This is a genomic window from Indioceanicola profundi, assembly GCF_003568845.1.
Taxonomy (GTDB): domain Bacteria; phylum Pseudomonadota; class Alphaproteobacteria; order Azospirillales; family Azospirillaceae; genus Indioceanicola; species Indioceanicola profundi.
The window spans coordinates 1,548,194-1,562,054 of record NZ_CP030126.1 but is presented as its reverse complement, the minus strand read 5'-3'; the positions used below and the strand labels follow the sequence as shown (position 1 = coordinate 1,562,054).

The window sequence follows — 13,861 nt, the reverse complement described above, 5'->3', positions numbered from 1 at the left end:
GGGAATCAGGCACCCCGGCGCTTGGCCCTGGCGGTCGGCTCGGCCACCAGGGGATCGTCGGGCCAATAGTGCCGCGGATAGCGCCCGGCCAGATCCTTCTTCACATCCTTGTAGGTATTCGCCCAGAAGGAGGCGAGGTCGCGCGTGACCTGAACCGGCCGGTGGGCAGGCGAGAGCAGGTGGATCAGCACCGGTGCCCGCCCGCCTGCCAACCGCGGCGTTTCCGCCAGCCCGAACATCTCCTGCAGGCGCACGGCAAGGACCGGTTCGGGTCCGGAATAATCGATGGGGATGCGCGATCCGCTGGGAACGTCAAGGTGTGTCGGGGCGAGGCGGTCCAATTCCTGGCCCTTCTGCCAATCCAGAAGACCGGTCAGCGCCGAGCGAAAATCGATCCGCTCCAGATGCCCGCGCCGGGAGACGCCGTCCAGATAGGGTGCCAGCCAATCCTCCAGCGTCTCCAGCAGGGCCGCATCGGACATATCCGGCCAGTCGCCGGGTGCCTGCGCATGCAGGAAGGCTACCCGCGCCCTCCAAGCCTGAAGCTCCTTGGTCCAGGGCAGGGCGGTAAGCCCCATCTCCCGGATGCCCTGGATTATCGCCGACAGCACCGCATCAGCCGGCGGGTTCGGAAGCGGACGGTCCTCCAGGGCCAGTTCATAGAGACGCCTACGGCTCCGGGCCTGGACAAGCTGTTCCCGCCCATCCCACGTAACGATCTTCTCCGCGCGGATCAGGTCGGCGAAATTCTCCTCCAGCTCAGCCAGGCTCAGCGGCGCGGCAAGGAAGATGCGGGCATCGCGACCCTGACCATCCAGGTCGGCCACTGCCAGGTATTTCTGCGCGGCAAGCGGGTCCGTCGGGTCCAGGGCAGCGCCCCGACCGCCGGACAGGCGGTACTGGCCCGGCTGGCCGGCACGGGCCTGGGCGATCCTGTCCGGGTAGGCCAAGGCCAGCAGCGCGCCGGCCTGGTCCGGTTCCACGTCGCCGGGCTTCGCATTCAACTGCCGCTCCAGCTGCCGGGCCGTTTCGCGCGCCTGATGCAGGCTGCCGCGGTCGACGCCCGCCAGATCGGCGCCCCGTGAATCCAGCAGATCCAGCCGGCGGCGAAGGTCCGCGTCCCGTGCCGGCCCGCGCAGCAGATCCCGCTCCCCCAGCAGAGCCGCGACACGGCAGGCGAGCCGGGCCTGTCCCCTGGAAGCTCCGACAAGCACCATATGCGCCAGACGGGGATGCAGCCCGAGACCCGACATGCGCCGGCCATGGTCGGTGATGCGGAGATTGCTGTCGAGCGCGCCCAGTTGCTGAAGAAGCGCCCGCGCCTGGGCCAGAACAGCTTCCGGCGGCGGGTCCAGCCAGGGAAGTTCTGCCGCATCGGCAACGCCCCAGCCTGCGAGTTCCAGTGCAAGCGGGGTCAGATCGGCGCGCAGAATTTCCGCCGGCGTGAAGGGGATCAGGGCACGGTCGGCCTGTTCGCTCCACAGCCGGTAACAGACGCCGGGTTCCAGGCGGCCGGCGCGACCACGCCGCTGATCGGCCGAGGCGCGGGAGGACCGCACCGTCTCCAACCGCCCCATGCCGCTGCGCGGGTCGAAGCGGGAGATGCGGGACAGGCCGGAGTCGATCACGATCCGGATGCCCTCGATCGTCAGGCTGGTCTCGGCGATGCTGGTGGCCAGCACGACCTTGCGCCGCCCCGGCGGAGCTGGCCGGATCGCCGCATCCTGCGCTTCCAGCGACAGGTCGCCATAGAGTGGAGTCAGATCCACGTCGCCCGGCAGGCCAGATTCGGACAGGTGCCGTTCGACACGGCGGATTTCCCCGGCGCCGGGCAGGAAAACCAGCACGCTTCCGGTCTCTTCCGAAAGGGCGTGTCGCACCGACCGCGCGGTCCATGCCTCGATCCGTTCCCCGGCCGGGGGCTCCGACCAACGAGTCTCGACGGGATGGCTGCGCCCCTCGGACGTGACCAGGGGCGCTCCCCCCATCAGGGTTGCGATAGGGCCGCCATCCAGGGTCGCCGACATGACCAGCAGGCGCAGATCGTCCCGCAGCAGAGTCTGGCTTTGCAGGCAGAAGGCAAGGGAGAGGTCGGCATCCAGCGAGCGCTCGTGGAATTCGTCGAACAGGACGGCCCCGATTCCTTCCAATGCCGGGTCGGACTGGAGCTGGCGCAGAAAAATGCCTTCCGTCACCACTTCGATCCGGGTGCGGGCGGAAACACGGCTGTCCAGCCGCACGCGGTAGCCGACCGTACCACCCACATCCTCGCCCAGCATGCCGGCCATCCGCCGCGCGGCCCCTCGCGCCGCGAGACGGCGCGGTTCCAGCATGATGATCTTGCGTCCTGCCAACCATGACTCATCCAGCAGGGCCAGGGGCACGCGGGTGGTCTTGCCGGCGCCGGGCGGAGCCTGGAGCACGGCATTCGGGCCGCTCTTCAGCGCGTCCAGCAGGCCCGGCAGAGCCTCATCGATGGGAAGGGGAGCGAACTGGGGCAAAGAAGGATCGGCTGTAGGGCGTCGGGCGATCGTCGCCCGACGCTATACCGCAGCCGTGCTCAGGTGACCAGCATCCAGGGTGTCGGCGGAATGACCCGACGGTGGAACACTGTCCAGGATGCGGCGCAACTCCTCCGCCCGGTAAGGCTTCCGCAGAAAGGCCCAGGGATGAAGGCGCGCCGCCCGCTCCCGGACCTCCGGACTGTCCACCGCGGTCATGAACAGGCTCCGGCATCCGGTCCGGTCCAGTATCTCGCGCGCCGCATCGATCCCATCACGCTGGCCACGGAGCATGATGTCCATCATTACGATGTCCGGTCGGTAGTGGCAGGCCAGGGCAACGCCATCATCCGCCGTCGCGGCGATTCCGCAAACCCGATGTCCCATGAACTCCAGCGTCTGGCGCAGGGCGAGCGCGATGATCGCCTCATCCTCGCAAACCAGAATGGTCAAGGGTTGGCGGGTCAGCAACTGGACCATAATGGCCGGGTACTCCGAGGGATGGTGCAGGCATGAGTCTTTCGGATAGATGTTCCACAAATTCGGCGGCAATTGAAAGCCTGCCTTCTTTCAAAATAGGGGTAGGCATTTCGCCCTATTCGGCCGCCGCGGGGCCGCCTCATACGAATGCGGCTTAATTTCCCGTAAGCGGCTGTCTACTATGCCGGCCTTATCCACGTTGGAAGTGTTGTGCACCTGATGTCCGCGCTCAAGACCGTCATCGTGCCCGTCAACCGGGCCGGCTACCCCTTCATCGCCATCTTCGCAGCGGTGGCCCTGGTCCTGTTCTTTGTCTGGCAGCCGCTGGGCTGGATCGGGCTGATCCTGGCTGCCTGGTGCGTCTACTTCTTCCGGGACCCGGACCGGGTGACGCCCAGCCGCCCCGGACTGGTGGTCAGCCCTGCCGACGGCACGGTTATTCTGATCACCAAGGCATCGCCCCCGCCCGAACTCGGGATGGGCGACATCCGACTGACCCGTGTCAGCGTGTTCCTGAACGTTTTCGACGTGCATGTGAACCGGGTGCCCACCGACGGCGTGATCAAGGATGTGGAATACCATCCGGGCAAGTTCCTGAATGCCTCGCTGGACAAGGCCAGCGACGACAATGAGCGCATGTCCATCCGCATGGCGGCGCCCGACGGGCGGGAGCTGGTCTTCGTGCAGATCGCGGGTCTGGTGGCGCGCCGCATCCTGTGCTGGGCAAAGCCCGGTCAGCCGGTGAAGGCGGGCGAGCGGTATGGGCTGATCCGCTTCGGCAGCCGTTGCGATGTCTATCTGCCGGATGGCGTCGCGCCGCTGGTCGTGGTGGGGCAGAAGATGGTCGCCGGTGAGACGGTTCTAGCCGACCTGACCGGGTCGGAGCAGCAGCGAGAGGGGGAGGTGCGCTGATGGTGCGCACGCCACGGGTCTTCAAGCGCCGTCAACGTAAGCTCCGTCCGCCGCGTCTGCGCGGGCTGACGCTCAACAAACTGTTGCCGAACGCGCTGACCCTGTCGGCCATGGCCGCCGGCATGACGGGGATGCGCTTCGCCATTGAAGGGCGCTTTCCGGAGGCCGTGGTGGCGATCCTGGTGGCGGCCGTGTTCGACGGGCTCGATGGCCGGATCGCGCGCATGCTGAACGCCCAGAGCCGCTTCGGAGAGGAGCTGGACAGCCTGTCCGACGTGGTGAGCTTCGGTGTAGCTCCTGCGGTGATCCTGTATCAATGGACGCTGCTGGACGCCCGGACCTTTGGCTGGATCGCGGCGCTTCTGCTCGGCATCTGCGCGGCCCTCCGGCTGGCGCGGTTCAATACGATGCTGGGCGCTGCAGCGGAAAAGCCGCCATGGGCCTACAATTACTTCACCGGCGTCCCAGCGCCGGCTGGGGCCGGTCTGGCGCTGCTGCCGCTCGTGGCGACACTGGAAGTGGGACCCGGCTGGTTCGATAGCCCCTGGCTGGTAGCGCCCTGGTCGGTCTTCGTCGCGGCCCTGATGATCAGCGCCGTGCCGACCTTCTCGCTCAAGGGCCTGCGCATCCCGCAGCATTTTGTCGTATTCCTGCTGCTGGGCGTCGGCGTGCTGGCGGCAGCCCTAGTCAGCGCGCCCTGGGCCACGCTGGCGGTGATCAGCCTGCTCTATGTTCTGAGCCTGCCATTCAGCTCCCTTCAGTACGCGAAGCTCCAGCGCGAGGCCGCCCGGCTGACGGATGAGGATGATGAGACGGCAGTGCCCGCCACGGACCCTTCCAGCCAGCCGCCGGAAGCCCCGCCGTCCGGGACGTGACCCGGTCTACGGAGAAAGCCCGACATGAAAAACCCCGCCGGAGCGATCCGGCGGGGTTTTTCCTGGCTGTTCCTGGCTGATGCTTATTCCGCGGCGTCGACCAGTCGTGAAGGTCTGCCCTCGGCGGCGGTGCGCCTGTCTTCCGCCTTGGACATGCGCCTACGCTGGCGCCAGCTCGACAGATTCGCCCGGACCATCAGCGCGCACGGCGTCACCACCAGGGTCAGCAAAGTTGCGAAGGTTAGGCCAAAGGCGATGGCCGTCGAGAAACTGACCCACCATTGGGTGGAAGGGGCGCCGACAGTGACCTCCCGGTTCACGAAGTCGATATTCGTCTGGAACACCATCGGAAGCAGGCCGAGCACAGTCGTCACCGTGGTGAGGAACACTGGCCGCAGTCGCTGGGCCCCGGTACGCAGCAGCGCCTCCCGCGCCGAGCCGGTGGTTTCCTTCAACCGGTCGAAGGTGTCGATCAGCACGATGTTGTTGTTCACCACAATGCCCGCCAGCGAGATCACGCCGATGCCGGTCATGACGATACCGAAGGGCTGGGCGGTGATCAGCAAGCCGATCAGTACGCCCACGGTGGACATGATCACGGCCGAAAGGATCAGGAAGGTGCTGTAGAAGCTGTTGAACTGCGCGATCAGGATGACCGCGATCAGGAACAGCGCCACGGCGAACGCCTTCGACAGGAAGGCGGAGCTTTCCTCCTGCTCCTCATTCTCACCCTTGTAGGTGACCTGCACGCCCTGGGGCAGCGGATTCTCCCCGAGCCAGGCCTGGATCTCGTGAAGCTTGGTGTCGGCCAGGGCGCCTGGCGGAACATCCGCCTTCACCTCCATCACCCGGCGGGCCTCGACCCGGTTGATCATGCCGATCTTGGGCTGCGGCTCCCGGATGACGAAGTTGCCGACGGGGATCGCCCCCTGGTCGGTGGGCAGCCGGACCTTGTCCAACTGCTCGATCGAGCGGTACTCGGCCGGGTAGCGGGCGACGATATCGACCTCGTCGTCGGTGTCGTCCGGCCGGTACTCCGCCAGGATCAGGCCGTTGGTGACCAGCCGGATGGCATCGCCCACGGCCGACACGTCCACGCCGAACTTGGCGGCCTGGGCGCGGTCAACCTTCACCTCCCAGTCGATGCCGGGCAGGGGCCGGGTATCCTCTACGCCGACGAAGCCGCCGATCTCCTCCAGCCCGCGCCGGACATGGGCGACGGCAACGGGCAACTGGTCGGGGTTCATGGCGGCAAGCTCAATCTGGATGGGCTTGCCGGAACCGGGGCCGTCCTCCTGCTTTCGGGTCTCGATGATGATGCCGGCCAGATCGGAGGTCGCCTCCGCGATGTCCGCCAGGATCACGTCGGCGCGCCGCCGCTCATCCCATTCCTTGAACTGGATGTCCACGCGGCCGATCACGTCCTCGGCCTGTTCGCCCATGCCGCCGCCGGTGCTTTGCCCGATGACGCGGGTATAGACGGACTGGAACTCGTCGCTGAACGGCAGGATGCGCTCCTCCACATCGCGGATCAGCGCGTCCTTCTCCTGGATCGACATGTTGCCGCGGGCATGCACCATGACGCTGGCGACCCGTGGCTCGGATTCGGGGAAGAACTCGGTTCCGTGCCCCTCGGCCATGTGGAGCGCCCAGACCCCGATTAGCAGGCAGATCGCAGTGAACACGATCTTGCCCGGATGGTTCAGTGCCCGGTCCAGGATACGCACATACATGCCGGTGGAGCCGCGGAGGTCGCGCAGGTCGCCGGACTCGCTGGCAGCCAGCGCCTTCATCAGCGCCGGATCGGCAGCGCCGGCCCGGCCGAATACGCCGCCCAGCGTCGGGATGAACAGCAGCGCCATCAGCACCGATGCCGATAGCGTGGCGATCAGGGTGATCGGCAGGAACTTCATGAACTCGCCCACCACGCCCGGCCAGAAGAGCAGGGGCGCGAAGGCCGCCACCGTGGTCAGGGTGGAGGAGATGATCGGCCATGCCATCCGCTGGGCCGCCAGCGCATAGGCCTCCCGGGGCGGCAGTCCCTCCGTCATCTTCCGGTCGGCATATTCGTTCGTGATGATAGCCCCGTCGACCAGCATGCCGACGACCATGATCAGGCTGAACAGCACGATGTTGTTGATGCTGGAGCCCATGATCCAGAGCACCAGCAGCCCCATCAGGAACGAGCCGGGAATAGCCACGCCGACCAGCAGCCCGGTGCGCACGCCCAGGGCAGCGATACAGACCACCATGACCAGCAGGGCAGCGCTGATCAGATTGTTGGTGAGGTCGGAAACCATCACCCGGATTTCGTCCGACTGGTCCTGGCTGTAGGAGACGTGAACCGCGGACGGCCACCGCGCCTGCTCCTCGGAGACGATGGAGCGGACCTTGGCGATGGTATCGATGATGTTCTCGCCGGTGCGCTTGGTAACCTCCAGCGCGACGGCCCGATCCCCGTTCACACGGGCAAGGCTGTTGGGGTCCTTGAAGGTGCGGCGGATCTCGGCGACGTCCTTGAACAGGACGACGCTATCGCCGTTCACCTTCACCGGCATGTTCCAGATGTCCTCCACAGTCTCAAACAGACCGGGCACCTTCACGGCGAAGCGGCCGGCCCCTGTATCGAGATTGCCGGCGGCGACCAGACGGTTGGACCGCTGGAACAGTGCGATCACGTCGTTCGGGTTGATGCCGTAGCTTTCGAGCAGCATGGGATCGATGATGATCTCCACCTGCTCCTCCCGGTCGCCGGAGATATCGACCTCCAGCACCTCCGGCAGGGCCTCGACCCGGTCTTCCAGCTCCCGGGCAAGACGGACCAGCGTACGCTCCGGAACGTCGCCCGACAGGGTGACGATGATGACCGGGAAGAGGGAGAAGTTCACCTCGTTGACCGAGGGCTCCTCCACGCCGTCTGGCAATTCGGGGCGGGCGATATCCACCTTCTGGCGGACATCGTCCAACGCCTTGTCGGCATCAAAGCCGGCAACGAACTCCAAACTGACGTTCGCCCCGCCCTGATAAGCGGTGGCGCGCATCTCCTTCACGCCCTCGATGGTGCGCACCTGCTGCTCGATGGGGCGCACCAGAAGGCGTTCCGCATCCTCCGGGCTGATGCCCTCAAAGGAGACGGAAACGTAGATTATCGGAATGTTGATGTCCGGCGCCGCTTCCTTGGGCATGAGCTGGTAGGACATCCAGCCGCCCACGACGAACAGCACGAACAGCGCGATCACCATGCGTGAGCGGCTGATGGACCAGGAGATGATGCTGTTCATGACAGGCCGCCCTCTACCGGCACCGGGCGGACTTTTTCGCCCGCAACGACGAATTCCTGGCCGACCACGACGATGCGCACCTGCTCCGGCAGCCCGGCCAGCCAGACGCCGTCCTGGGTGCTGCCGAGGATCGTCACGGGATGGAACTGCACGACATCTTCCGCATCGACCGTCTTCACGCCGATGGTGCCGTCATCGTCGAGCGTCAGCACGGCCGGAGAGAGCTTGTGGGCCAGACGGGTGGTGACCGGCAGACGCAGGGAGGAGGTCAGCCCGGCGACGATGCGGCGGTCGGGGTTCGGTGCTTCCACTTCCACCCGGAAGGTGCGGGCGGCTTCTCCGGCGCGGGAGGCGAGGAACGTGATGCGCCCTGCGATCTCCTGTCCGTCGAGCATCCGGATCACGGCTTCGTTCCCGACCTGCAGGTCATAGACGTCGCGCTCCGTTACGAAGGCGACGAACTTGATCGGGTCCAGGTCCACCACCGTGGCAATGGGGTCCTTCGCGTCCACATAGTCGCCGACTTCCACAACGCGGTCGTCGACCACGCCCTCGAAGGGCGCGCGCACCTCCGTCTTCTCCAGCGCAAGCTCGGCTTGGCGCAGCTGGGCCTGGGCGGCCTCGAAGCGCGCCTTCGCCTCGGCACGGCGGACTTCGGAGTTGAAGCCGCGTTCCGCCAACTGCTGGGCCGCCTCATACTCGATTCGGCGGAGATCCAGGTTTGCCTTGGCTTCCTCCAGGTCGGCCCGGCGGCTTTCCACCGCGATCCGGACGAGCGGGGCGCCGGCCTGAACGGGCGTGCCCTTCTCGACCAGCACCTCCTCGACCGGGCCGCGGATTTCCGCGCGCAGCTCGACGATGCGGTTGGCCTGCGACATGCCGTTCACGACCACTTCACGGACCATGGGCGTGGCGGTCAGGTCGGCGACCCGCACCGCGAAAAGCTCCTTGGTTGCCGTGGCCGCGGGCGGCGCTGCGGCTTCGTCAGACGATCCGAACTGTCCCGAAACAAGCCAGAGCACCGCCAGGACAGTGATTCCGAGCGCGACGACATAAGACGACTTCATGATCCAACCCCCAGCCGTCGAAGCGCCACGCCCCGGACCGGCTCCCCTGATTACTCCGCCACCTTCGGTTCGAGCAAGGCGGCGCCGATCAACTCGTGCCGGTGCTCCTCCAGGTAGGATGCTGCGGCGCGATACAGCGCCAATCCCAGCCCCTGTACGAATTTTTCGCCAGGAGTGCCGTGTTGATCGTCACTGCTCTCCATCTTTGCGATCAATGACCGGTATTCATCGATGCGGTCGCCGATGATGCGGTCCAGATGCCGTGGAGGCAGAAGATGTCCGAAGAACAGCATGAACATCAGGTCTGATCGGAGCTTGTCAGGCGCCGGCTGACGGGTCAGCGCCTGATACAGCACATGCCGGCCGGCCGGCGTGATGCGGTAGACCTTCTTGTCCGGTCGGGATTCCGTACCGTGCTGCGCGATTGCCACGAGGCCTTCGTCCTGCAGCCGTTTCAGGGCCGGATAGATCGAACCGAATCCCGCATCGCTGAAATGGCTCAGCGGGCCGTCCTCGAACTCCTTGCGGATTTCATAGCCCGAAGCGTCGCCCCGGCTGAGTACGCCGAGGCACAGGGTCTTCACATCCATGATTATGAGATTCGCTGTTCCGAAATGAATTGCGCCGCCTTTTTAGGCAGCGCTGGGACCATACGCCTCCCAACTGTGCAGTCAAGATACGTATCGGATTAGAATATATAGGGCCGAGACACAAGGCGCCAAGGCGGCATGGCCGTGTTCAGCCACGGATTCCGCGGGCAACCCGTATGTGCATGTTCAGCGGCACCAGCCCGTCTGCTCCCGCCAACTCCCCAAAGCGCTCACCTGCCGCTTGTTCCACCGCTTGGCGCGCGGCCCCGTCCAGCAACGCGAGGCGGGGAGCGAACGCCATTTCCAGGGTGGGGCGCCAGAATGGCCGGCTCGCCGGAGTAGCGACAGTGTACCGCAGCGTCTCCTCCGCCGCTCCGGTCAAACCGCCGGCTGCGAATATGGCGGCGCTGCTGCCCGGCTGCCCGAAGCGGAACAGCGCGGCGAGACCTTGCGCGGGATCGGGGCCGAGAACCTCGTCAAGGGCGGCTGCCAGTTCGCGGAAGAGTGTATTTTCCTCCAGCGGTCCCCAGACGGCCGCAACGGCGACGCCCCCAGGCCGAAGGACCCGCGCTATCTCGGCGGCGGCGCGGGCGGCATCGGGTACGAACATCAGGCCAAACCGGCAGGTGACCCGGTCGAAGACTCCGCCGGGAAAGGGCAGCGCTTCCATATCGGCCGCAGCGAACCGCAGATTCACGATGCCCCGCTCCGCCATACGGCGGCGAGCGCCGTCCAGCATGCCGGGAACGAAGTCGGTTGCGATGACAGTGCCGTTCGTCCCCACCAGCTCCGCGGCTGTCAGCGCGGGCTCCCCGGCGCCGGAGGCGAGATCCAAGACGCTATCCCCGGTATTCAGTCCGGCAGCGGCCAGGAGGGGGCGGTTGATGCGGTCGGCGGCTTCGGAGACGGGGTCGGCCCAGCGGTCCCAGTTGGCGCTGCTGGCGGACCAGCGTTCCCGCTCAAACTCACGGTCGGGAGAGGCGGAGGGGCTGCGCAACGGCGGCGTTCCGCCGGCGTGATTGGGCCGGTCCCTGTCCATGGCATCCTCCCGCACTTTTTCGTCCGGCAGTCTAAGGACGGGATGCGCGGGAGGTAAAGACGAGGAACTGGAATCAGCCGACCGGATCGGCCTGCGGAACGGAGGCGAGGGCGGAGAGGTGCTGCCCGAAGGCCGTCAGAACCGGCTCGAACTGGGCAAGCTGCTCCCGCAGCACATGGGCGTCGGTGCGCAGGATAATATTCGGGGCCGCCTTCATCAGCCGTTCCGTCCGGAACGGGCCGATCTTGTCGTCCAGGAACATGGCCAGCCCCATCAGCATGCCCAGATTCACATCGTCCGATTTCTCGGGCGTGGACAGTACGCCGTGCAACTGTTCCAGCAACCCGTATGTGACGATCGAGGTGCGCTCGATAGTATCGTCCGGGGTCCGGTCCTGATCCTGCTGCTTCGCCATGACTTTCGCTCTCCATCCGGGCATGAGCGCCGGTGGAAACGGTAAGGTCGGCGGAGTAATGAAATCGTTAAATTTCGAAGGGGATCGCGAGACGACTTGTGGATACCCCTATCCGTCCGGGTTGGGACGAACTTCCACGATTCCGGATACTCCGCCGACAATGCGGCTCAGCGCTTCTTCGACATGGCGGCGGCAAGCGCCGCCCCAAGGGCGCCCATGTCGGCTCCCGCAGGCTGCTTCGGCTGTGCCGGCCGGCCCTGGGGGGCTCGGGGCGGCTGCGAGGATGGCCGGGACCCGTCGCGCCGTGCGTCATCGCGGCGAGCATCGTCGCGCCGGGCCGGGGCAGGGCGCTCGTCCAGCTTCATGGTCAGGGCCACGCGCTTGCGCTTCAGGTCCACCTCCAGGACCTTCACCTTCACGATATCGCCCGCCTTCACAACGCTGTGCGGGTCTTTCACGAAGGAGTGGGAGAGCTGGGAGATATGCACTAGCCCGTCCTGGTGGACGCCCACATCCACGAAAGCTCCGAAGTTGGTCACGTTGGTGACCACGCCCTCCAGCACCATGCCGGGCTGGAGATCCTTCAGATCCTCCACCCCCTCTTTGAAGGCGGCGGTCTTGAATTCGGGGCGCGGATCGCGGCCCGGCTTTTCCAGTTCGTGCAGGATGTCGGTCACGGTGGGAACGCCGAACTTCTCATCCGTGAATTCCGCCGGATCGAGGGAACGCAGGAAGGTGACGTCGCCGATCAGCTTTTCCAGGCTGCGGCCGGTCTTTTTCATGATCCGCTCCACCACCGGATAGGCCTCCGGGTGGACGGAGGAGCCGTCCAGCGGGTTCTCCCCGTCCCGGATGCGGAGGAAGCCCGCCGCCTGCTCGAATGCCTTGGGGCCGAGGCGGCTCACATCCAGCAACTGCCTGCGACGGCGGAACGCGCCATGCGTATCGCGGAACTCCACGATATTCTTCGCCACGCTCTCCGACAGGCCGGAGACGCGCGCCAGCAGCGGCACAGAGGCGGTGTTCAGGTCCACGCCGACGCCGTTCACGCAGTCTTCGACAGTCGCATCGAGGGTACGGGCCAGCTTGGTGGGCGAAACATCATGCTGGTACTGGCCGACGCCGATGGATTTCGGGTCGATCTTCACCAGTTCCGCCAGCGGGTCCTGGAGCCGCCGCGCGATGGACACTGCGCCGCGCAGGGAGACGTCCAGCTTCGGGAACTCCAGCGCCGCGACCTCCGAGGCGGAATAGACCGATGCGCCGGCTTCGGAAACCATGACCTTGGTCAGCTTCAGCTCGGGATGGCGGTTCATCAGGTCGGCCGCCAGCTTGTCGGTTTCCCGGCTGGCGGTGCCGTTGCCGATGGCGATCAGGTCGGCCTTGTGCCGGTGGGCCAGCGCCGCCAGCGTGGCGATCGATCCGTCCCAGTCCTTCCGCGGCTCATGCGGGTAGATGGTGGTGGTCTCCACCAGCTTGCCTGTGGCATCCACCACCGCGACCTTCACGCCGGTGCGGATACCAGGGTCGAGGCCGATGGTGACCCGCATGCCGGCCGGCGGGGCCAGCAACAGGTCCTTCAGGTTCCGGCCGAACACCGCGATGGCCTCATCCTCGGCGCGCTCGCGAACGACGTTCATGAGGTCGAGTTCCAGGTGCAGGGCGATCTTGGTGCGCCATGCCCAACGGCAGCATTCCAGCAGCCACTTGTCGGCCGGCCGGCTCCGGTCCGCGATCCTGAAACGGGCGGCGATCATCGCCTCCGCCGGATGCGGATAGCCCGGCGCGGGCTCGTCCCCGACTTCCATCTTCAGGTCAAGGACCCCGCCGGCCCGGCCACGGAACAGGGCCAGGGCACGATGGCTCGGCACCTGCTTCAGCGGTTCCGCGAAGTCGAAATAATCGGAGAACTTCGCCCCTTCCTCGGCCTTCCCCTCCACAAGGCGGGAGACCACGCGGCCATGATCCTGGGCGTAGCTGCGCAACGAACCCACGAGTTCCGCATCCTCGCCCATCCGCTCCACCAGGATGGCGCGGGCGCCGTCCAAAGCGGCTTTGGTATCCGCGACGCCCTTCTCCGCGTCGACGAAGGCGGCGGCCTCCATCTCCGGCGTCCGGGTCGGGTCGGACAGCAGCAGATCGGCCAGCGGCTCCAGCCCGGCTTCCCGGGCGATCATGGCCTTGGTCCGGCGCTTGGGCCGATAGGGAAGGTAAAGGTCTTCCAGCCGCGTCTTGGTGTCGGCCGTATCGATGTCCCGTTCCAGCTCGGGCGTCATTTTGCCCTGTTCCACGATGCTGGCCTTGATCGTGGCCCGACGCTCCTCCAGTTCGCGGAGATAGCGCAGCCGTTCCTCCAGGGTGCGGAGCTGCGTATCGTCCAGACCGCCGGTGGCTTCCTTGCGGTAACGGGCGATGAACGGGACCGTCGAGCCTTCGTCCAGCAGGCCGACCGTGGCTTCCACCTGCTGCGGACGAACGCCCAGCTCCTGGGCGATCTGGGTAGCGATACGGGAGTTCAGGCTGTTCATGGACAGGAATATCCGAAATGCGCCCCCGCCGGGGCCCGGTTCCGGCTGGATAGCGCAGCCAATGCCCGTCGCCAAGGCCAAAGCTGATTTGGCCAATCGGAAGGGTAATCCGGCCCTGTCACAATTAAGTATTAAAAGGAGAAATCTTCGATTTTCTTGCTCTTGTTAACTAT

At 66.0% G+C, this 13,861-nt stretch carries 10 protein-coding genes; 2 read left to right on the top strand and 8 right to left on the bottom strand.

Annotated elements, in window-relative coordinates:
* Positions 1-5: 5 nt before the first annotated feature.
* Together hrpB and DOL89_RS07425 are read right to left on the bottom strand one after the other, a co-directional pair.
* Positions 6-2,501 carry an ATP-dependent helicase HrpB gene (hrpB, locus tag DOL89_RS07430; RefSeq protein WP_119678562.1) on the bottom strand — a complete coding sequence of 832 codons (2,496 nt, stop codon included), beginning with the start codon at positions 2,499-2,501 and terminating at the stop codon, positions 6-8.
* A gap of 42 nt (positions 2,502-2,543) precedes the next feature.
* A complete protein-coding gene (locus tag DOL89_RS07425; protein WP_119678561.1) occupies positions 2,544-2,981 on the bottom strand; it encodes a response regulator in 438 nt (145 codons plus the stop codon).
* 219 nt (positions 2,982-3,200) lie between these two features.
* Between DOL89_RS07425 and DOL89_RS07420 the strand changes: the two genes are divergently transcribed.
* Positions 3,201-3,893 (top strand): phosphatidylserine decarboxylase, encoded by a 693-nt coding sequence (locus DOL89_RS07420; RefSeq protein ID WP_119678560.1) that lies wholly within the window; start codon positions 3,201-3,203, stop codon positions 3,891-3,893.
* The gene (pssA, locus tag DOL89_RS07415) at positions 3,893-4,768 is read left to right on the top strand and encodes a CDP-diacylglycerol--serine O-phosphatidyltransferase (RefSeq protein WP_119678559.1); all 876 of its coding nucleotides are present in this window, start codon (positions 3,893-3,895) and stop codon (positions 4,766-4,768) included. Before DOL89_RS07420 ends, pssA begins: the two co-directional genes overlap by 1 nt.
* A gap of 83 nt (positions 4,769-4,851) precedes the next feature.
* Here pssA and DOL89_RS07410 read toward each other — a convergent pair whose 3' ends face one another.
* The 6 genes from DOL89_RS07410 to DOL89_RS07385 all read right to left on the bottom strand — a co-directional run bounded on the left by DOL89_RS07410 (position 4,852) and on the right by DOL89_RS07385 (position 13,688).
* On the bottom strand, positions 4,852-8,049 hold the full coding sequence (locus DOL89_RS07410) for an efflux RND transporter permease subunit (protein WP_119678558.1): 3,198 nt from the start codon (positions 8,047-8,049) through the stop codon (positions 4,852-4,854).
* Complete coding sequence (locus tag DOL89_RS07405) at positions 8,046-9,116, bottom strand: efflux RND transporter periplasmic adaptor subunit (RefSeq protein ID WP_119678557.1); 1,071 nt, start codon at positions 9,114-9,116, stop codon at positions 8,046-8,048. Before DOL89_RS07405 ends, DOL89_RS07410 begins: the two co-directional genes overlap by 4 nt.
* 50 nt (positions 9,117-9,166) lie before the next feature.
* On the bottom strand, positions 9,167-9,706 hold the full coding sequence (locus tag DOL89_RS07400; RefSeq protein WP_225889940.1) for a PadR family transcriptional regulator: 540 nt from the start codon (positions 9,704-9,706) through the stop codon (positions 9,167-9,169).
* Between the two features lie 148 nt (positions 9,707-9,854).
* Positions 9,855-10,745 carry a class I SAM-dependent methyltransferase gene (locus DOL89_RS07395; protein ID WP_119678555.1) on the bottom strand — a complete coding sequence of 297 codons (891 nt, stop codon included), beginning with the start codon at positions 10,743-10,745 and terminating at the stop codon, positions 9,855-9,857.
* Positions 10,746-10,818: 73 nt separating this feature from the next.
* Positions 10,819-11,160: a hypothetical protein gene (locus tag DOL89_RS07390; protein ID WP_119678554.1), complete on the bottom strand. Its 342-nt coding sequence runs from the start codon at positions 11,158-11,160 to the stop codon at positions 10,819-10,821.
* Positions 11,161-11,327: 167 nt separating this feature from the next.
* Complete coding sequence (locus DOL89_RS07385) at positions 11,328-13,688, bottom strand: Tex family protein (protein WP_119680308.1); 2,361 nt, start codon at positions 13,686-13,688, stop codon at positions 11,328-11,330.
* Between the last annotated feature and the right edge of the window lie 173 nt (positions 13,689-13,861).